16 protein-coding genes are annotated in these 21,392 nt (G+C 43.3%); 3 read left to right on the forward strand and 13 right to left on the reverse strand.

What is annotated here, in order from left to right; all coding sequences use genetic code 11:
- Window positions 1-49 precede the first annotated feature (49 nt).
- From JMW90_RS02450 to sdhC, 5 genes are all read right to left on the reverse strand, one after another.
- Complete coding sequence (locus JMW90_RS02450; RefSeq protein ID WP_201561514.1) at window positions 50-2,935, reverse strand: 2-oxoglutarate dehydrogenase E1 component; 2,886 nt, start codon at window positions 2,933-2,935, stop codon at window positions 50-52.
- A gap of 949 nt (window positions 2,936-3,884) precedes the next feature.
- Window positions 3,885-4,595 (reverse strand): succinate dehydrogenase iron-sulfur subunit, encoded by a 711-nt coding sequence (locus JMW90_RS02455; protein ID WP_201561515.1) that lies wholly within the window; start codon window positions 4,593-4,595, stop codon window positions 3,885-3,887.
- 208 nt (window positions 4,596-4,803) lie between these two features.
- On the reverse strand, window positions 4,804-6,654 hold the full coding sequence (gene sdhA / locus JMW90_RS02460; RefSeq protein ID WP_201561516.1) for a succinate dehydrogenase flavoprotein subunit: 1,851 nt from the start codon (window positions 6,652-6,654) through the stop codon (window positions 4,804-4,806).
- A 178-nt stretch (window positions 6,655-6,832) separates the two neighbouring features.
- The gene (sdhD, locus tag JMW90_RS02465) at window positions 6,833-7,219 is read right to left on the reverse strand and encodes a succinate dehydrogenase, hydrophobic membrane anchor protein (protein ID WP_227691845.1); all 387 of its coding nucleotides are present in this window, start codon (window positions 7,217-7,219) and stop codon (window positions 6,833-6,835) included.
- A 20-nt stretch (window positions 7,220-7,239) separates the two neighbouring features.
- Complete coding sequence (sdhC, locus tag JMW90_RS02470; RefSeq protein ID WP_201561517.1) at window positions 7,240-7,626, reverse strand: succinate dehydrogenase, cytochrome b556 subunit; 387 nt, start codon at window positions 7,624-7,626, stop codon at window positions 7,240-7,242.
- A gap of 1,037 nt (window positions 7,627-8,663) precedes the next feature.
- Here sdhC and gltA point away from each other — a divergent pair.
- A complete protein-coding gene (gene gltA / locus JMW90_RS02475) occupies window positions 8,664-9,944 on the forward strand; it encodes a citrate synthase (protein WP_201561518.1) in 1,281 nt (426 codons plus the stop codon).
- Between the two features lie 79 nt (window positions 9,945-10,023).
- On the opposite strand, the gene JMW90_RS02480 is transcribed toward gltA, so the two are convergent.
- On the reverse strand, window positions 10,024-10,992 hold the full coding sequence (locus tag JMW90_RS02480) for a hypothetical protein (protein ID WP_201561519.1): 969 nt from the start codon (window positions 10,990-10,992) through the stop codon (window positions 10,024-10,026).
- Window positions 10,993-11,093: 101 nt separating this feature from the next.
- Window positions 11,094-11,594 (reverse strand): type IV secretion protein Rhs, encoded by a 501-nt coding sequence (locus JMW90_RS02485; protein ID WP_201561520.1) that lies wholly within the window; start codon window positions 11,592-11,594, stop codon window positions 11,094-11,096.
- Window positions 11,595-12,068: 474 nt separating this feature from the next.
- Here JMW90_RS02485 and JMW90_RS02490 point away from each other — a divergent pair, with 474 nt between their 5' ends.
- A complete protein-coding gene (locus JMW90_RS02490) occupies window positions 12,069-13,358 on the forward strand; it encodes a replication-associated recombination protein A (RefSeq protein WP_201561521.1) in 1,290 nt (429 codons plus the stop codon).
- 448 nt (window positions 13,359-13,806) lie between these two features.
- Window positions 13,807-14,919, forward strand: a complete 1,113-nt coding sequence (ribBA, locus tag JMW90_RS02495; RefSeq protein ID WP_201550454.1) for a bifunctional 3,4-dihydroxy-2-butanone-4-phosphate synthase/GTP cyclohydrolase II — start codon at window positions 13,807-13,809, stop codon at window positions 14,917-14,919.
- A gap of 244 nt (window positions 14,920-15,163) precedes the next feature.
- On the opposite strand, the gene JMW90_RS02500 is transcribed toward ribBA, so the two are convergent.
- From JMW90_RS02500 to JMW90_RS02525, 6 genes are all read right to left on the reverse strand, one after another.
- Window positions 15,164-15,649 carry an acyl-CoA thioesterase gene (locus tag JMW90_RS02500; RefSeq protein ID WP_201561522.1) on the reverse strand — a complete coding sequence of 162 codons (486 nt, stop codon included), beginning with the start codon at window positions 15,647-15,649 and terminating at the stop codon, window positions 15,164-15,166.
- A 195-nt stretch (window positions 15,650-15,844) separates the two neighbouring features.
- A complete protein-coding gene (locus tag JMW90_RS02505; protein ID WP_201561523.1) occupies window positions 15,845-16,801 on the reverse strand; it encodes a hypothetical protein in 957 nt (318 codons plus the stop codon).
- 130 nt (window positions 16,802-16,931) lie between these two features.
- A complete protein-coding gene (locus JMW90_RS02510; RefSeq protein WP_201561524.1) occupies window positions 16,932-17,909 on the reverse strand; it encodes a uroporphyrinogen-III synthase in 978 nt (325 codons plus the stop codon).
- A 112-nt stretch (window positions 17,910-18,021) separates the two neighbouring features.
- On the reverse strand, window positions 18,022-19,074 hold the full coding sequence (hemC, locus tag JMW90_RS02515; protein WP_201561525.1) for a hydroxymethylbilane synthase: 1,053 nt from the start codon (window positions 19,072-19,074) through the stop codon (window positions 18,022-18,024).
- A gap of 179 nt (window positions 19,075-19,253) precedes the next feature.
- The gene (locus JMW90_RS02520) at window positions 19,254-19,991 is read right to left on the reverse strand and encodes a LytR/AlgR family response regulator transcription factor (RefSeq protein WP_201561526.1); all 738 of its coding nucleotides are present in this window, start codon (window positions 19,989-19,991) and stop codon (window positions 19,254-19,256) included.
- Window positions 19,992-20,186: 195 nt separating this feature from the next.
- Window positions 20,187-21,338, reverse strand: a complete 1,152-nt coding sequence (locus tag JMW90_RS02525; RefSeq protein ID WP_201561527.1) for a sensor histidine kinase — start codon at window positions 21,336-21,338, stop codon at window positions 20,187-20,189.
- Window positions 21,339-21,392 lie beyond the last annotated feature (54 nt).

Consider the following 21,392-nt stretch of genomic DNA (forward strand, 5'->3'; position numbering starts at 1 on the left):
TCATCGCCTGATTCATTGATTACATACAATCTATTATTTAAATAAGCTATTAAATAGACAGCTCATCTACACTGATACCAAGACCACCAGCGATTAAATCTTGTTGTTGCTTAACGTGTAATTTTGCTGAGCCTGTCGCAGGCGCTGCACTGGCAGGACGTGCAACTGGCTCCATCACTTTTGCTCTGGTTGGATGCGGTACAACAATGCGGAACATATGCGGCGCTAAGTAATACCAAGCCCCTTGGTTCAGCGGCTCCTCTTGCGTCCAAACGATTTCTTTTAAGTTGCTATATTTTTCAATTTCAGCAATTAAGCGTTTTTCTGGTAAAGGATAGAGCTGCTCGATACGAACGATTGCGACATGGTCTAGACCCAATGCACGGCGCTGCTCAAGCAAGTCATAATAAACTTTACCGCCACATAGCACCATACGAGTCACGTTGTCCGGATTTTGCTGATCCATCTCTGGCAATACCGTTTCAAACTTACCATTTGCCAACTCTTCTAATTGAGAAGTTGCAAGCTTATGACGTAGCAAGCTCTTTGGCGACATGACGATTAACGGTTTACGAATTGGGCGAACCGCTTGACGACGTAGCGCATGATAAATCTGCGCAGGGGTCGTTGGGGTGATGACTTGCATGTTGTCTTCAGCACATAACTGCAAGAAACGCTCAAGACGGGCTGATGAATGCTCAGGACCTTGACCTTCAAAGCCATGCGGCAATAGCATGGTCAAGCCGCAAACGCGCTGCCATTTGGTCTCGCCACTGGCGATAAACTGGTCGATAACGACTTGAGCGCCGTTAACAAAATCACCGAACTGCGCTTCCCAAACGACCAATGCATTTGGTACTGTGGTCGCATAACCATATTCAAAAGCTAGTACCGCTTCTTCTGATAGCAATGAGTTATAAGTGGCAAAGCGTGCTTGATCTTCACTCAGGTGAGCAAGTGGCACATACATGCTGCCATCTTCAATATTGTATAGCTCACTATGACGATGTGAGAACGTACCGCGCCCTACATCTTCACCAGTAATACGTACCAGCACTTTATCATTATCGACCAGTGATGCGTATGCCAATGTCTCAGCTGCACCCCAGTTCAAAGGCTCTTCGCCAGTTTGCATCGCTAAGCGCTGCTCAACCACTTTTTGTACTTGGCGCTGTAGCTTGTAACCTTCAGGCATTTGAGCCATACGGCGACCATAACCTTTCAACACTTCGATATCGACACTGGTATCCCAATCGTCAACCAAATCGTGTCCCAAATAAGGTTTCCAATCAACAAATAGCTGCTCGTTAGGCTCGTTTACTAATGAGTTAGCAACATATTCACCGCGGTCTAATGATTCGCGATACTCATCTTCTAAACGCGTTTCATCTTCTTTACTCAGCAAACCTTCTTCGATTAACTGTTGCGCGTAAATAGTACGAGTCGTTGGTAGCTTTTTGATCACAGCATACATGAGTGGCTGAGTCGCTGAAGGCTCATCCGCCTCATTATGACCGTTACGGCGATAGCAGAAGAGATCTATAATAATGTCTTTGTCAAACTCATGACGATAATCTAACGCCAATTGCGCGGCAAATACCACAGACTCAGGATCATCACCGTTGACATGTAAAATTGGCGCATGAACCATTTTTGCCACATCGGTACAGTATTCAGTTGAGCGTGCATCTTCTTGACGGCTGGTGGTAAAACCAACTTGGTTATTAATCACAATATGGATGGTGCCGCCCGTCGTATACGCACGGGTTTGTGACATCTGAAATGTCTCTTGCACCACGCCTTGACCAGCAAACGCCGCATCACCATGAATGACGATTGGCAACACTGAATTGCCTATCTTATTCTCATGAAGTGGCTGATTATTACGACGTACTTGACGCGCACGTACTGAGCCTTGCAATACCGGAGCAACGATTTCAAGATGTGACGGGTTAAATGCCAACGCTAAATGCGCCTCGCCACCTGGCGTCATCACATTCGATGAAAAACCATTATGATATTTCACATCACCTGAGCCTTTTTCTGGCTGCACTTTACCATCGAACTCATCAAACAAATCGGCAGGGTTTTTGCCCAAGATATTAACCAATAAGTTTAAACGGCCACGATGCGCCATACCAATGACCATCTCTTTGGTGCCATAACCGCCAGCACGTTGGATGATTTCATTGATCGCTGGAATAAAGCTCTCGCCACCTTCCAGACCAAAACGCTTCACACCCGTATATTTACGAGCAAGATATTTCTCTAAGCCCTCTGCTGCCGTCAAACGCTCAAGGATAGACAAGCGTTTTTCTGTATCAAAAGAGATATGACCCAGATTGGTTTCTAGATATTTTTCCATCCAGCGCTTTTCTGTGCTGGTGGTCACGTGCATATATTCTGTGCCGATATAACGGCAATAGACGCGCTCCATGATTTCAATGATTTCACGTAACGGTGCTTCATTTTTACCGATATTTAGATCATTAGTAGGAAATACCGTATCTAGATCCGCGTCAGAAAGATTGTGATAGGCAAGGGTTAAATCCTCTACTTCCGCACGTGGGTGTAGACTTAATGGATCTAACTGCGCTCGGCGATGACCGCGACGACGGTAAGCTGAGATGAGCTGCTGTACGCCCATTTGCTTATTGTCGCCAACATTGTTGCTATGACTAGTAGTCGCGCTACTGGTGTCGGTGCTGACCTTATTAGCCGTCTGATTACGCGCTAATAATAAAAACTGGTCTTTAATGGCATTGTGTGGCGCATCATTTGGCGATTTGTATTGTTCAAAATACGTTTGCCAATCGCTACCAACACTATTAGGGTCTTCTAGGTATTGCTCGTAGAGGATATCAATATAATTGGCATTATCAGCGGCCAATTCTGTGTGATCTACGCTCGCTGCTTCTTTAGTTATACTATTCATAATAATCGTCTATTTGATAGATAAATGAATGGAATCGTGCTTATTATTGTGAAATCTGTTGGATATAGGCGGCTCGGCTATTGAATAAATAGCTTTTTAACAATCAACAATCGACATAGAACACCATTCAAATTATTTGTGAACGTTCAGTTTTCTTATGTCGCTCGTCGCAAAACATTAATTTATATATAATGCTATCAGTTATAACTAAATCGTTATTTATAGCATTTTTTTCAAATTTTTTTTGTTCAGCTGGCTTATTTACAAGCCATTTCTGCTGGATAACTGGGCTATTGTAGCTCTACAATGGCTATTTGACAAATTATGCACTGCCGTATAGCGTAACATGCCTACCTTTACAGCCATAGTTTGTTTGTTCAATACTAAGTATTTACACAATGAATATCTATGATCGCTTTAAGCCATTCATAGGTAATTGACTTTGCGCATATTCATATCTCACTGCTATACGTCAATTTTAACCTCAGTATTATATACCTTCTATCATCGTCATTCACCCCTATAATCTTGTAATAACCAAGCATTTTTTATGCTTAGTCATTACTATTTATAATTATATAGGCAGATGGACGAGATAACAGGTTATCTTACCTATAAGCAACGCATTGTTAATATCGCCTTACTTGCGATAATTATTATGATATAAATTCAAATATTGGTCTTAAATGACTTAACAAGCATGGTTACTATAGTCAGTGAAAAGTAATTCGACACATTATGTACTGCTGGTATCAATTTTTCTTGCTTGCTGTGCCCATGCAGACAGAGGCTGCAAAAAATCTGTACCAACAGTGCCGTAGCGTTTTTAGAGTATTTTGACTATATACGCTATTGTTTTGCTTATTTTAATGAACAAAAAACACCACCTTATCTTAGGTGGTGTTTTTTTATAGCACTATTATAAAGCTAATTGATGCTAAAAGGTATATTAACCTGCTTGATCAAGCAACAAATTACGCAGATGACCAATGGCTTTGGTTGGATTCAAACCTTTTGGACATACGGATACGCAGTTCATGATACCGCGGCAACGGAATAAGCTGAATGGATCGTCTAAACGAGCCAGACGCGCACGCGTGTCCGTATCGCGACTGTCTGAGACAAAACGATTGGCATTCAATAGCGCCGCTGGGCCTAAGAACTTATCAGGGTTCCACCAAAATGATGGGCAGCTGGTCGAACAGCAAGCACATAAAATACACTCATACAGACCGTTGAGCTTGTCGCGCTGCTCAGGTGACTGCAAGCGCTCTGTTGCTGGCGCTGGCTGCTCATTGATCAAGAATGGATGTACTTTTTCGTACTGCTCATAGAATTGGTTCATATCGACAACCAAATCACGAACCACAGGCAAGCCTGGTAACGGACGAACGGTTACTTTTTCTGGCAAAGTGTTCATGTTGATCAAACATGCTAGACCATTTTTACCATTAATATTCATACCGTCAGAGCCACAGATGCCTTCACGGCACGAGCGACGGAAGGTGAGGGTTTCATCTTCCTTTTTTAGACGTAATAACACGTCAAGCAACATACGATCTGAGTCTAATAACTCAACCGTATAGGTTTGCATTCGCGGCGCTGCGTCCAGATCAGGATCGTAGCGATAGATTTCGATGGTGCGAGTACCTCGGCTCATAATGCTAAACTCCACACGTCGGTGATGGCGGGCATACAAAGATTGCAACATGTCGCGCTGACTATTAACCGGTACTGACAAGTAGCATCAAATACTGATTAATAGGGCGCTGGCATGAGCTTGTAGCTGGCGGTCACCTTTTTTAATAAATGAATAAAGGATAAAACGTTTACGCTGTTCGTATAAATCAGATGCAAGCCGTCTAAAATTAATAGACGCGAACCTTTGGCTCGATATAATCAACCGTCAATGGAATTTTACGAACCGGCTTATAGATAACTTTATTGCCTTCAGAATACCATAAGGTATGCTTCATCCAATCGTTATCGTTACGACCATTTGGTGCGTATTCATCATCTTCAGGACGATCATAGTCAGACACACTGTGCGCGCCGCGACTTTCATGGCGCTGGGCCGCCGATATCATCGTGGCTTTTGCCACTTCATAAAGATTTCCAACTTCGAAAGCTTCGATACGGGCCGTGTTAAAGACCTGTGATTTATCGGCCAAATGAATTTGATCGATTTTTTCGCCTAGCGCTAAGATTTTTGCAACGCCTTCGTCCATCATCGCTTGTGTACGGAATACACTGGCATGCGTTTGCATGGTTGCACGAATCTCATCTGCTACGTCTTGCGCATTGTAGCCTGACGTTGACTGTTGCAGCTTGTCTAAACGACCGACTGTATAGTCAAGGACGCGAGGATCAAGTGGTTTATAGTTATGATCCGCATGATGGAATTCATCAACGATGTGCTTGCCTGCAGCGCGACCAAATACCAAAAGGTCAAGCAATGAGTTGGTACCTAAACGGTTGGCACCGTGAACACTGACGCACGCACATTCACCAATCGCATAAAGACCTTTAACCACGTTGCCTTTGGCATATAGACCGTCTTCATCCGTACCCGCTTCTAAATCCGGTACAATCACTTGACCATGAATCGTGGTTGGAATACCGCCCATCATGTAGTGAATGGTTGGAATAACAGGAATTGGCTCTTTTGTGATATCGACGTTGGCAAAGTTTTTACCAATCTCGAATACTGAAGGCAGACGCTTCATGATGGTTTCAACACCTAAATGCGTCATATCCATCACAATATGGTCAGCGTTTGGACCACAGCCACGACCTTCTTTAATTTCTTGGTCCATAGAACGAGAAACCAAATCACGAGGTGCTAAGTCTTTAACCGTTGGCGCGTAACGCTCCATGAAAGCTTCGCCATCTTTATTACGTAGGATTGCGCCTTCACCGCGGCAACCTTCAGTCAATAGTACGCCTGCACCATGGACGCCAGTTGGATGGAACTGCCAGAATTCCATATCTTGCAATGGAATACCAGCACGAACGGCCATGCCAATACCGTCACCAGTATTGATATAAGCATTGGTAGAAGCGGCAAAGATACGACCGGCACCACCTGTTGCTAATACCGTGATTGGCGATTGAAATACGGCAACCGTACCGGTTTCTTGTTCAATCGCGATTACGCCATTGATATTACCGGCGTCATCTTTGATCAAATCAAGTGCAATCCACTCGATAAAGAACTCAGTACCTTGCTGTAGATTTTTTTGATATAAAGTATGTAATAGCGCATGACCGGTACGGTCAGCAGCAGCACAGGCACGTTGTACGGCTTTTTCGCCATAGTTTGAGGTATGACCACCGAATGGACGTTGATAAATCGTACCGTCTTCATTACGGTCAAACGGCATGCCCATGTGCTCAAGCTCATAAACAACTTTTGGCGCTTCACGGCACATGTACTCGATGGCGTCTTGGTCACCCAACCAGTCTGACCCTTTAACGGTGTCATAAAAGTGGAAATGCCAGTTATCATTGCTCATGTTACCGAGGCTTGCACCGATACCGCCCTGAGCTGCAACCGTGTGCGAGCGGGTTGGGAATACTTTGGTTAAGACTGCAACCTTCATGCCGGCTTCAGCTAAATGCAATGATGCACGCATACCTGAGCCACCACCACCAACGATGACCGCGTCATAGTTGAGGGTTTTGATATTGCTAATAGTGTTGTCTTGTCTAGTTGCCATTACGGTTTTCCTAATGCCTGTTAATACTTGCGAAGTAAATACAAGGACTGCTTAACCAGTCATGCACTCCGAGCTGAATCATCGACTCAAAGCACGGATATGGATAATAAATTTGTACAAAACTGGGTACTTAAGCTATCTTCAACCACTTACTAAAATGTGCATATCTATCTGAGCGTTAAACAGCAACGACACCGAAGCCATTACCCCAAAAAATCATGATGCCCCAGAATAAAAATACTAAAACGGCAATAATCATTAATGTCTGTAATACCAAACGTAGACCTGCTGCGCTTGCGCCCAGTTTGCCCGTAGTAATATAGTCTGTGAATACGGTCCACATTCCCACCCAAGCGTGACCTGCAAGGGCTAGAACCGCTATCAAGCTAAATAGACGCATCGGTAAGCTGGTCATAAAGCTTGACCACTGCGTGAAGCTCACATCGCCATGGGTCAAAAAGAAGCCCAATAGCACCACACTGTAAACTGCCAATACCACAGCGCTAATACGCTGAACAATCCAATCACGTGAGCCTGATCCGGTCAAACCAGTCGCGCTTTTGATTCCTGAATTATTTTTTATCATTAGAACATCACCCATACAAATGACGCGACAATTAGAATCGCTGCAATCACGAAGCTGACCACGGTCACCATACGTGCAGATTTCAGCTCTTCGTTACTGCCATTATCAGCAAATAAATGTTTGATACCCATCACAAAATGATAAGCAATGGCGGCAACGAATATCCATGCCAAAAAGCGCACTAAAACATTGTCAAAGACGGTTTCAAAACTCTCAGGTGATGCCAAAGAATTCTGTAGTAACCATAGCATGACTGGAATAAGTAAAAATAAAATGATGCCAGAGATACGATGCAGAATTGAAGCAATCGCAATCGGTGATCGATTAACACTAATCACTTGGCTGAGGGGCAGATCAATAGGTCGGTTGCTTTTCACAGCGGGCATCCTTTTTGCGGTTATATCTGGTAGTTACTTATGATTTGGCAATCGTCTGCCAAATACACTGAGCACCACACAAGACGAATAAAGTAAGGAAGGGCTAGCTGACGTCATTTAATTTGCGCTAAATCTGAAAGCATACAAGGATTGACAGGGTCATTATGGGCATTCGACTATCGCTCAATGACCCAATACATCCTTTCAACAACAAGCTGTCTACATATTAACAGACCATAAAACGAAGCATGGGATAAATCGATTAACTATTCTATTTTTACGGGTTCCCATTAACAAAAAAAGATAACGCCATGGAGTCATCTCTATGCTATCATTTTTTGTTAAGGTAAACTTCACTGTAGGCTATTTAAAAATAGAACAGTTAACAAGAATATTCAAGCGATAAGCTTGGTCTTGGTCGCCAAAGTGGTCATTCAATCGTAACAAAGTATGAGTGGAGCAAAGCCCATTACCCACTTTGTCAAGACAAGCCATCGTTTTGCGCAAAGCTAGTGCCAGTTAAATCCCTCTAATTATAAAATGACTGAGCTCTAATTACAAATTTATCCCCTAAATAGTGGTTATTAGAGATTTATTAACAAAAAACTGGCTATTTGCAATATGAATTCATTAATATTACTCAGTCTTAGTGACCTATAAAGCCAAACGAGTGTGTCGGTTAATGATGCTCTGTCTGTTTTATAGTCAATGCCAGAAAATATCTCAGCACAGTATTTGGCTACAATCGGCTTTCTATGTCGGCGTTAATCATTATCATTACGCTATGACAAATGGGATGATTTACAGTCAAATTACCTACCAGACATATTTTGATACAAAGTTTACAGCCGATAACTACTGTTAGCGCACGTGTATTGTAGGCGTGACTGGTAAAAGTCTTTTCAAAACTTAAGTAATAACTGCTAATATAGCCTGCATATTAAATGGCTCACATTCATTTTGACCATTTGACTATCTATTATGACGCGATGGTGTGCGTCACTATTATTTTTGTTCTAACAAGTTAAAACAATGGAGATTAAATTATGGCTGATAATCAAGCCACATTGACCGTAGATGGTAAGGATTACCAACTTCCTATTACTGAAGGCACTCTAGGGCCGTCAGTTATCGAAGTTGCTGCTTTCCAAAAAGCTGGCTACTGGACTTATGATCCAGGCTTTATGGCAACAGCGCCTGTCGAATCAAAAATTACCTTCATTGATGGCGGCAAAGGCGAGCTATTGCATCGCGGCTACCCTATTGACCAGTTAGCAAACAATGCAGAATATCTAGAAGTGGCTTATGCGCTGATTCATGGTGACTTGCCTAATGCTGAGCAAAAAGCCGATTTCTATGAAAAAATCCGTCAGCATACTGGTGTTCATGACCAATTACGTAAATTCTTTGAAGGCTTCCGCCGTGACGCGCATCCAATGGCGATTATGGTTGGTGTCGTAGGTGCTTTATCAGCGTTTTATCATGAAAATCTAGATGTTAGCAACGAAGAGCATCGTGAGATTACAGCCATTCGTCTTATTGCTAAAATGCCAACGCTTGCCGCTATGAGTTATAAATACTCAAAAGGCGAACCGTTCATGTACCCACGTAATGACTTCAATTATGCTGAGAACTTCTTGTACATGATGTTTGCCACGCCTGCTGATGTGGATTATAAAACCAACGACGTCATCACTCGCGCCATGGACAAAATCTTTACTTTGCATGCTGACCATGAGCAAAACGCATCAACGTCTACCGTACGTCTGGCGGGCTCTACTGGCGCAAACCCTTACGCTTGTATCGCTGCTGGTATCGCAGCATTGTGGGGTCCATCACATGGCGGCGCCAACGAAGCGGTACTTGAGATGCTCGATGAAATCGGTTCTGTAGAAAACGTGCCTGAGTTCATGGAGAAAGTGAAGAGCCGTGAAGTGAAACTGATGGGCTTTGGTCATCGTGTTTATAAAAACTTTGACCCACGTGCACAAGTCATGAAAGAAACTTGTGACGAAGTATTAGATGCGCTTGGCATCAATGATCCTAAGCTTGAGCTTGCAATGGCGCTTGAGAAAATTGCCTTAGAAGATCCGTTCTTCGTCGAACGTAACCTGTATCCAAATGTTGATTTTTACTCTGGTATTATCTTAAAAGCCATCGGTATCCCAACGTCAATGTTTACCGTTATCTTCGCATTGGCTCGTACCTCTGGTTGGATCAGCCATTGGCTTGAGATGCACAGCGCGCCGTTCAAAATCGGTCGTCCGCGTCAGTTATATACGGGTGAAACGCATCGCGATTTTGTTAAAGTTGAAGATCGTAAATAGTTATTGAGCAATCGTAAAAATAAACAGCTATAAAAGAATCTCGCCATGTGCGAGATTTTTTATGGCCAGATTTAACCGATTACTTAAACTCTTTTAGCGTTTGCTCATATTTGGCGATTTGTTCATCATAACCTTCGATGGTTTCATTGAATTTCGCCATCAACATCTCAAATTCTTGCTGCTGTGTTTGTTTCATTTTCTGCATATCAAGTACTTGCTGGGTTTCTATCTGCTCCCAAACTTGATGCTGAATAATTAAACGTGCCAATGCAGGGCTTTTGGCGCTGACTCTGCCAGCAATTTCTGCATCTTCAAAAAGCTGTGGTACTAAGGTTGCGATATTAATCAAAGTATCCGTGTCCTGCGCATTCAGTGCCGTGGTCACCGGCTGATAAAGCGCTTCCATCGCTTGCTCATAACGCTCTATAATCTGATCTTCAGTCAATATGATAGGCTTACGTGGCTCTAAGCTGATACGCTTCAGCACGGTTAAATCACGCTTGCCGACTTCAGTATTGGTATTAATGTCATCATTTATCTCAGTAGCTGTCGCGGAGTCGCTATTTTCTATATTTTTTGTAGCTGCTGCCGGATCTTTTGCTAGTTGTGGCGTAGCGGCCGTAGCATCTTTATCACTGTTAGCCGGCTGATTATTGCCAGTTTCACCAGTATCAATAGGCTCATCGACTAGTAAAGCGTTTGTACTGTCTGCGACATCAGCAGCTTGTAGCGACTCATACTCTGCTTGCAGACGCCCCTGTAATCCTTGAAACTGGGTAACATACAAAGGTTGGAATTGCTCTATGCGTGCCGCAGCAGAATCACTTTGCGCCATAGGTTGACTGTCTTCTGCGCTCGTTTGCTCACTGGTTTGGGTCTTATCCGCTATATTGTCTTCTCTAGCTTGTTGCTGACAACCACTCAACAATAATACACCGGTCAATGCAACGGCAAGTAAAGTCTTTGAATGCTGTGGATACCCAATACTTTTATTGGCAAGGTTAGAATAAGCATCATTATCAGACTTTTCTAGAAAAAATTTAAACATCTGAATTTATTTCCTGTGTTAAAAACAAAAATATCACATAGCTATATAAAGGTTAAGATTCAGTCGCGGTATGAGAAGCTAGTCTCAAGATTATCCATCGATTAAACCACTAAGAATGGAATACAGTCTGCCAAATCCTGACAGTCTTGTCCGCGCTGACGACGGACAAAATAGTCTTGCACCATACGTGCCTGCTGCTCAATACCGTATTTGAAAAAAGGCTTACCTACTTCTAGTACATAATCATAGCGACGATCGATAAGAGCACCGCGCACCACCTTCAAGCCCTGTTGTAGCTGCCATACATGCGTCAGCTCATGTATCAGCCAGCTTTGCTTGCCAAGTGCCACTTGACTGAAATCTTCGAGCCAGTCTACTGAATGAAAATAAATATTGCCATTAGGACTCACCGCATAATGTTTGAGCACCCACCATGCTGTCTTAAGCTCAATGTCATCAAGTCTAAGACTATCACCAAACACTGAATGCGCCAGCTTTATCTCACCGGCGGTAAGCTTGCGCGCCTGCCGTTTAGTAGCATTAATATCCTTAGTAGATACCGAATGATGATCAAAAAGACGTTTAAAGATTGACTGCAACATGACTACTATCATCCTTTATCTGTGATCTATCATTTTCATAAAGTTAATTAACCCCTTAATAGGGATAATATAGGTATAAGTAAAGCGTTAAAGACATAAGCTGTACATTCAGCTGACTTTTATTAACGTGAATGTGCGTTAGCCTAACCTTTGTAATAATATTCACGACATCATTACTTATCACCTTATGTACATAGTTAATCCACTTTAAAAAGGGCACACTGCTATTGGCTATAAATTTTTTGCAGCCTCTGTCACGCCTGCGAACAGCAAGCAAGAAAAAATTATAGCCAATAGCACGTTATTACAATCGTAGCGCTTTTATTTTGAACTGACTATACCAATCGCTTAATTGCAATAAAGACAGCGTTATAAAGACAAATATAGAAAACAGCACTTTGATGTTATAGATTATGGACAAGTGTCTAATTTTACAATAAAAAGCCTTCAATAATAGAAAATATAGAGAATTTTATGCCGCCTAATTTTCATGCTGATACACCCCTCGCCCAGCGCATGCGCCCGACCACACTTGACGCTATTATTGGTCAAGCGCACTTATTAGCAGCAGGTGCGCCGTTACGGCGCTTGGTGGAACAAGGTCACCTGCCCTCTATCATTTTGCATGGGGAAGCAGGCATCGGCAAAACGACCATAGCGATGCTACTGGCCGATGCGGTTGGCAGACCTTTTCATGCCTTGTCTGCGCTAAATACTGGTGTTAAGCAATTGCGTGAGGTATTAGATAACAAAGATACGTTAAATTTTGAGTCGCCTGTGGTGTTTATTGATGAGATACATCGTTTTAATAAAGCGCAACAAGATGCCCTACTCAGTGCGGTCGAGTCTGGCGATATTACCTTGATTGGTGCGACTACCGAAAACCCTTCTTTTAGTGTCAATAATGCGCTGTTATCACGTTGCCAAGTCTATCGCTTAGAACCATTAACGCCTGAGCAAATTAGCGCGGTATTACAGCGGGCTATGTCAGAAGATAATGTGCTTAAAGAGCTGACTGTCAACTTGCAAGCGCAGCAAACTATTAGCCAATTGGCACATGGTGATGCTAGAAAGGCTCTCAATATATTAGAGCTTGCCATTCAGACGGCTGATACCAATCAATCACCGCTCATCATCGATGATGCACTGGTCGCCCGTGTCGCCCAGACCGCACTCGTACGCTATGATAAAGATGGTGAGCAGCATTATGATATGGTCTCCGCCATGATAAAGTCAGTACGCGGCTCGGACCCAGATGCAGCACTATATTGGATGGCACGGATGTTAGTAGGCGGTGAACCGGCTGATTTTATCGCGCGGCGCTTAGTGATTTTGGCCAGTGAAGATATCGGGAATGCCAACCCCAATGCCTTACTTCTCGCTGATGCCGCCCTGCGTAGTGTCCAATCCATCGGCATGCCAGAAGCACGTATTATCTTGGGGCAAGTGGTGGTATATCTGGCAACCAGCGCGAAAAGTAACAGCACCTATAACGCTATCAATGCTGCGATGAGCTTGGCAGAAAAAGACGCCTCACCTGTGCCGCTCCATTTACGTAATGGGGTGACTAAGCTAATGCGTACTCAAGGCTACGGACAAGATTATGTCTATCCGCATAACTATCCCAACCATTATTATGCGCAAAGCTACTTACCAGACAACTTAATCGATACGCGCTTTTATGAATTTGCAGACAATCAGCGTGAGCAGCACAGTAAGCAGTTTATAGATTGGCTAAAAAGCCAAGCGGCTAGTAATGAATAATCGCTCACAATACGACTGAATATGGGCGAAAATCTGTCAATCGTCGTTACCATTGATGCTATAGTCAAAATACTCTAAAAACACTACGGTACTGCTGGTACAAATTTTTTGCAGCCTCTGTCTGCATGGGCACAGCAAGCAAGAAAAATTGATACCAGCAGTACATAATGTGTCGATATTACTTTTCACTGACTATACTTGTCACGTTTTTAGGCAGACTGGTCTATATAGTTTCGAGATGAAGCAGCACAGTAGGATGAAAAACGTTAAAATGTCCTCATAATGATATATAAGCAATGATTGGCTAACGTCTACAGTCGATCAATTTAACCCAGCGCACTTTGCTTAACCGCAACAGCGCTTTGTAGCATCTGCTGCTACAATAGGCAGATAACACTTTATATCCCACATTGACACCTATCTATATAATAAAATATTGAGACATCCTATGAGTTTAAATACGATTCCTGAGATTATCGAAGACATTCGTGCAGGTAAAATGGTCATCTTGATGGATGATGAAGACCGCGAAAACGAAGGCGATATTATCATGGCAGCGACCCATGTTCGCCCTGATGATATCAACTTTATGATTACTCATGCGCGTGGCTTAGTGTGTTTGACCTTATCACAAGCACGTTGTCAGCAATTGGCGCTGCCACTCATGTCTGATCGTAATGAGGCAAAATTTAGTACCAACTTTACCGTTTCTATTGAAGCGGCTGAAGGCGTGACTACCGGCATCTCAGCCGCTGACCGCGCGCGTACCATTCAAGCAGCCGTCTCCTCTTCTGCAAAACCAGAAGATATCGTTCAGCCTGGCCATATTTTTCCAATCATGGCACAAAATGGCGGCGTCTTGCACCGCGCCGGACATACCGAAGCCGGTTGTGATTTGGCACGTCTTGCCGGACTTGAGCCAGCAGCGGTCATTGTCGAGATTATCAATGCCGATGGCACCATGGCGCGCCGTGATGACCTTGAAGTATTTGCAAAGGAACATGATTTAAAAATCGGTACGATTGCTGATTTGATTAACTACCGTATTGCCAACGAGCAGACTGTTGAAGAAATTGCATCGCACCCATTTGAAACAGAATACGGCACCTTTACCTTACATCGTTTCCGTGAGTTCGGTGCGACTGAAACCCATTTAGCGTTGGTAAAAGGCGATGTGAGCCAAGGTATTAGCACCGTTCGCGTACATGGTTTTCATCCATTACGCGATTTATTTGCTGCCAAAAACGATACTACTGGTCGTAGCGGCTGGAGCGTGCGCTCAGCATTAGAAGAGATCAATGCATCAGAGCGTGGTGTCTTGGTTTGGATTGGCAACCATGAACCGACTGACTTGGGTGATGCCTTGGATAAGGCGGCATTGAATGAATCTTTATCGACCATCACACAGCAACCGTATCGCAGCATTGGGGTTGGCGCTCAGATTTTGCGTCATTTAGGGGTGCGTGATATGCGCCTTTTGTCCTCACCGATGAAGTTTTACGCTTTGTCAGGTTTTGATTTGAACGTGGTTGATTTTGTCCATGCACCAAAGCAAGATTAATACGCTTCATTAAAAGTAAAAAATTATTGTCAATAAAAGGGCCGCATCAGCTTAGGTTGATGCGCCCCTTTTATTGTTCGTTCAAAGTTTAATCACAAAACGCCATATAGTCAAAATACTCTAAAAACGCTACGGTACTGCTGGTACAAATTTTTTGTAGCCTCTGTCTGCATGGGCACAGCAAGCAAGAAAAATTGATACCAGCAGTACATCATGTGTCGATATTACTTTTCACTGACTATACTTAGATTTGTGGGATATGACCGAACGTCGCTTCTAGTGCTAGGAGTCGTTCACGCTCTTCATCAGTCCATGGCTTTTTATCTTGACCGTTGCTATCTAAGCGCACCACCACTGCCTCAGCGGTCGCAACGATGTCAGCTTGTGCCGTACTATAATAGCTATACTCTATCACAATGCTGGTCGTGCCCAAACGCTGGCAACGCACGCCTAATAACAAGGTATCAGGATAAATCACTGGGCGTAAATACTGGCAGCTTGATTGTGCCAATACCGTGACCATATGACTATCAAACATGCCAAGCGCCTGCAAATAGCCAATACGGGCTGACTCAGCATAACGATAGTACACCACATTATTTAAGTGATTAAAGGCATCCATCTCACCCCAATGAATCGGCTGCTGATGAATAATAGGATAATGCGATAGCTCGTCCGGAAGATGATTGTCCAAATTATTAACGATAGATGTTTTATTAAAAAGTTCCATAATTGCCTGTCTCTTATCTTTATTGTTCTTTAAAACGACATAGTCAATCCCCTTTAAAAGGGGTAGATAGCTACTGGGGTCAATGATTCGCAGCCTCTGTCTGCGTAGGCACAGCAAGCAAGAAAAATTAACCCCAGTAGTGCCTTATAACATTTCTTTTATTTAGGACCGACTATAGTATAGATCAGCAAACCATTAACGTTGCGGCTTATTCAAAATCTGCGAGGTTAATAATGGCGACGTTCTTGGCGCATTGACAATCAATCGATCCAGACCTTCTATCACCTCTGTCATATTCTTAGGAGAGGATTTGGTCTGTAAGTTATTTTGGTCGGACTGTTTTTTGTTGTCGATAGAGGTCTGTGCTTCTACTTGTTTAGGCATCAGCGTTTGCAGCCGCTTACGTGCTTGATTTAAATACATGACTAACTGATCACGATCATGCATGTTGCTGGCTTGACTGGCTAGATTTAAGGTCATGATGGCTTCATGAATCGTCAGTTGCCGACGCGTTAAACGGCTATTGTCAGCAGATTGACTCAGCACTGCATTTTTCTGTGGTGTACTTTTAAGATCGCTACCATTGTTAATAACACGCTCATGGCGATATAAAAAGTCTTGAATATTTTGAATGGCAAGGTTTTGCAGCTGCCAAGAGCTTGGCTGAGCGCTTCGCGCCTGCAATCGCTCAATATCTTTGACCAAACTTTGCTTAATAAGGACTGTCAGCGCAGGCGCAATCTCGTTACTTTTTTGCGAAAGCTGCCAATGCAGGCCTTGTAATAAATCAATCGCCGCACTGCCATTACTGTCGGCCAACAATCTATCGGCGGCTTGTATCTGAATACGCAATAAATCTAGCTGATTTTGAGCTTGGCTACTGACCACTGCACTAGTTGCTGGCAGCGTTTGTTGACTCATCGCAAATAAGCGGTCGTCCATCTCATTTAAACGGCTGACAACTTGCTCATTACTTTGCAAGCGCTCATTGACGGTATGCTGAAAACGCTGCTGACTGATATATAGCCACAATAAGACGCCTATCAACAATAAAATAACCACCCATTGCAAGCGTAACAAGAACATATTTGCTTGTCGGCGCTGCTGAAGAGCAGAGGGATCTTTCGATAACGATTCAGAGTTCATTGGCATAAGGCCACACCGTTTATGATTGATAAGGTTAAGCACAGTCAGCTGAGCAAATAAAGTAAGTAAGATTTCTAGCAGGAGCACGTTACTCTAAACGACTCTCTTTTCTCTTAAACTGAATATACTTTAAATATTATAAGCCCGTTGTATTAATAGCAGTAAGAATGGTTTCTGGCGCCAGATCCTCCACGCGCCAATAACTTAACTGCTTTTCTGCGACCATATTGGCTAAGCGCTCGCCCAATACCACGTAAGCAAAGTCTGATAGTTTAAGCGGCGTATTGGCTGACATCGCTTGGTTTTCTGCTGCTAAATTTATTGTTTTGGTAGCCTGAACGATACTTTCCCAATGCTCAAATGCTGTACCACTACTCACAATGACGATAGGTTTCGCTTGCTGTGACGCGGTTATGCCAGCTGTCACATTCTGACTATTAAAACCTTGTCGCCATTGCTGATATTGCGCCATGGCATTGATAGGCATTTTGCGCTCGTACCAAGCAATACTATCGATATGGACATCGCGCGCCTGTAGCCTATCGACCAATAATCGTCGTCCACCAAGACCCCGCCACACAAGCAGCTTATCCCCGGCCTGCAGGTTGTCAATCTCAGGCATCGCTAGCATACCTTCGTTATTAGCAATAGCAGGCTGCAGCACTTGATAGCTGGCAAATGGCAACTTTGCCTCATTTAATACCGCAGCAGTCGCTTCTCCAACCGCAATCAGATGGCTTGGCGCTGCTAAAAGCCTAGAGCTACCTTCTGTACCCTTTGCTTCTTTATCAGTTGCGCTATTAGCTTGGCGCTCACGCTCAAGCAACTGCCATATAGCCAAACCTGAGGCTGCCGCTGTCGGGCTAACGATGACCAGCGCTTGATACTCGCCTGCTAGCCACTGGCGCATCAGCCGCATGTCAGTATCGCTACTCGCACGCGCTTCTAATGCTAGCATCGGTATATCTACGACTGTGAGACCTTCCGCTTGTAAATGTTGCGTCAGCGGCGCTGCTCGCTCTACTGGGCGCGTATTGATGACAGTTCTTGTCAGTGATAATGGCTTATCACTTGACTGACTAAAGTCAGTCGACTTAGATGATGACCCAGACATAAACATACCGTAAAAAAAGCAAATAGAGTTAGCACAAGCATAGAGTCATCTAAACCATGATAGCTCTATGACTGAGTTGATAATGGTGATCCAGTGTTATTCAGACTAGCTATTATTCAGGATGATATATCGCTGCTAAAATCTCACCGGCGCCAGATGCCAATAACATGTCAGCTACCTCTATCCCTAGCTGATTGGCTTGGGCTTCTTGCTCAGCTTGGCTGCCAGTTAATATCACATGCTTATCAGATTTAAGCACCTCGCTACCATCTTCTTGACCAACGCGACCACGCAGCCACAAGGTATCACCAGCATCGTTATTACCATTGTCATTATCGTTGTTATCACTGCCATTGTCGTCATTATCAGTTGCCGATGCAGATGCCTTTTGGAGTACGGCATAAGCTGCAATGGGTACTTGGCAACCGCCTTGCAGATGTCGATTTAAGGCGCGCTCAGCGATTAAGCGTATACGGGCTTTATCATCATTGAGTGGTGCCAGTAGTTTTAATACTTCAGCATCATCTGCGCGGCATTCAATCGCTAGCGCGCCTTGCCCAACCGCTGGCAGGCAAATATCGATATCCAATTCGCTACGAATGCGGTCGTCAAGCGAAATGCGCTGTAGACCACTGGTTGCCAAAATAATCGCATCATACTCGCCAGCATCTAACTTGCTTAGGCGTGTGCCAACATTGCCGCGTAGGGTTTTGATTTGCAAATCTGAACGATAAGCCTTGATTTGACATTGGCGACGCAAACTTGCGGTTCCTACGACCGCACCTTGTGGCAACTCATCAATACTATGATAAGTGTTGGAAACAAAGGCGTCGGTTGGCGAAGCACGCTTGCAATAAACACCTAATATCAACCCTTCGGGTAAATCCATCGGCACGTCTTTGAGTGAGTGCACCGCAATATCTGCCTGCCTATCATATAATGCCTGCTCAAGCTCTTTAACAAATAAACCTTTACCACCGATTTTCGCCAGTGGCGTATCCAAAATTTTGTCACCTTTAGTGACAATTTTTAGCAGATTAATTGTCATCTCAGGATACAAGGCTAGTAGCCGATCACGAATATGCTCAGCTTGCCATAATGCCAATGGGCTCTGGCGCGTAGCGATATTCAAGGTAGTCAAAGCAGGTTGCTGCATGGTGCTCATAAAGGGCCTCAATAATTTTAATACTAAACGGTCATTGCTCGTTAATAATGCGAGTTTGTCGCCCAGGATAGGACGTAAAAACAGTTTATAATAATAATGCAAAAAAATACCCCTATTTAAGCATAAATAAGGGTTTGATGATATGGCGTGGTTATTTTAGGAGACAAAGCGGGCAGTGCTTAGATGTTTTGAATCTTTTCGCGTAGTCCCGGTAAATGGCGACGGCTCACTGCCAAAGTCTCATCAATTCCTTTAAAATGCAGCTGATACTGACCAGCATCTAAAGTCTCTAAAAAATCTAAATATTTGACATTGATGATAGCGTTACGATGCACCCGAAATAGCTTGTCTTCAAACTCTTGCTCAAGCTCTTTTAAGGTGTCATCAATCAGCACGATGCCATCCTTGTGTCGTACTTTGACGTACTTTTGATCGGCCGTAAAATAGTAAATATCTTTGAGCTTTATCAATTCGACCCCGCGATGGGTACGCGCTGCAATATGTTCGCGCCCTGGACGCGACGTTGGACTTTCAAGCTTACGAATCTCATTGAGCTGTGCCGCATTGAGATTGGTGGCTTTTTTTAGGGCTTCAAGCAACTCATCTTTATTGGCAGGCTTTAGCAAATACCCAATGGCATTGGCTTTTAAAGCAGCAATGGCATATTGATCATAGGCCGTCACAAAGATGAGTGCCGGTGGGTGTTGCAGTTTAGCAAGCTCTTGAGCACACTGTACGCCATCCATCTCGGGCATATGAATATCTAGTAATATGATGTCTGGCTGCTGAGATTTTACGGCAGCAATGGCTTCGATACCCGTCTTTGCTTGAGCAACTACTTCATGACCTGTCTCTTTAACAATCCTAACCAAACGCTCACGCGCTAATGGTTCATCATCACAAACTACAATCCGCATGCAAGCTCCTTTCAAGGGCATACTTTGAACATATATTTAAAAGTATCAATAACATATTAGCATTTATAATCTATCGTTTAGTACAGGGAAGTAATGATTTTGATAATCGCTTGGCCTTAGCCAGACTTATCATCTGTCCATACTGTTGGTACGATATAAGAAATAATGCAATAAATATGCCACGGTTAAAAAGAGCTATAAACCAACGTCTTGTAGCGGATAATCAATGATGGTGATAATTTGTTTGTTTGTTACCCTACTTTGGATATCACTACTTTGTCCAAAGTACGCACGTAAACGCTCTGCTTGACTATAAAAATCCATATGCTGGCGCAAGTCGTGGTAAATCATTAAACTATTTTTAGGTAATTGCGCACTGATGGTAATCACGACACGGTCCTGCAGCCACGTGACCTTAATATCGATATAAACGGTTTCGGTACTCCTCTCAACCACATTCAGCAGCATTTTTTCAATCACACTCTGTAAACTCAAAGCGGTGATGACCATGTCATACATGACATTTTCATCAGGCAGCTGCCAACTGACCACCAGCTTGTCTGCCAATCGAATCATCTCAATAGCCAAATAATGCTCACAAAGTGCCACTTCTTCTTGAAAGCTGATCTCTCGCACGCCATTAAAGCTGGCTCGAAATAATGCTGAAACATGTTGTAATAAATCGGCGGCACGTGATGGATTGGTCTCAATCAATGACATCAAAGTATTAATGGTATTAAAGAAAAAATGCGGTGCCAGACGAGCTTTTAATACATCGTTTTGTGCGGCGAGCTTTTTCTCAAACGATTGCTTCAGCGCCGTCATCTCACGATAACGACGTAAAAAGATAAGCAATCCTGCAATGGTAAACCCTGCAATAATCAAAGTATTAAAGACGATCGTTGAGGTAAAGGCATAAAGAGTAAAGGTAAAGGCGCCTGTATTCATCATCAGCAACAGCACAAGTGTCAACGTGACGACTGCGTTTATGGTGATAATAAGCAGAATATATAGGCTGACCCTCAACGTACGCATACGTTTAAAAACAGGACGTAGGTAGTCAATGAGATAAAAAGAGGATAGTAGTGTCAAGGTAGTTTGGATAAATCTCGCTATGATTTTTATAACAAACTGTGTCTCATTGGTCACACTATAACGATCGACAATCGCTAAAAAAAGCGACCAAAAAAATATTGACAGCAGCCACTGCCAAGGTTTCATGATTTCCATGAGCTTGGGTATAAAAAACTCTAAGCGCTCCGCTAGTAAGGCAACCTCATCATTTGCTATACTTGAGTTCTTATTCTCTTGACTTGTCTTAGACCGATATGAACGCCAATTCTTCAAACCTTAGTAATCCTGATTCAAATAAAAATTCATCTGCCACTGATTCTAGCACAG

The sequence above is a fragment of the Psychrobacter glacincola genome, from assembly GCF_904846215.1.
In the GTDB taxonomy this organism is placed as follows: domain Bacteria; phylum Pseudomonadota; class Gammaproteobacteria; order Pseudomonadales; family Moraxellaceae; genus Psychrobacter; species Psychrobacter glacincola.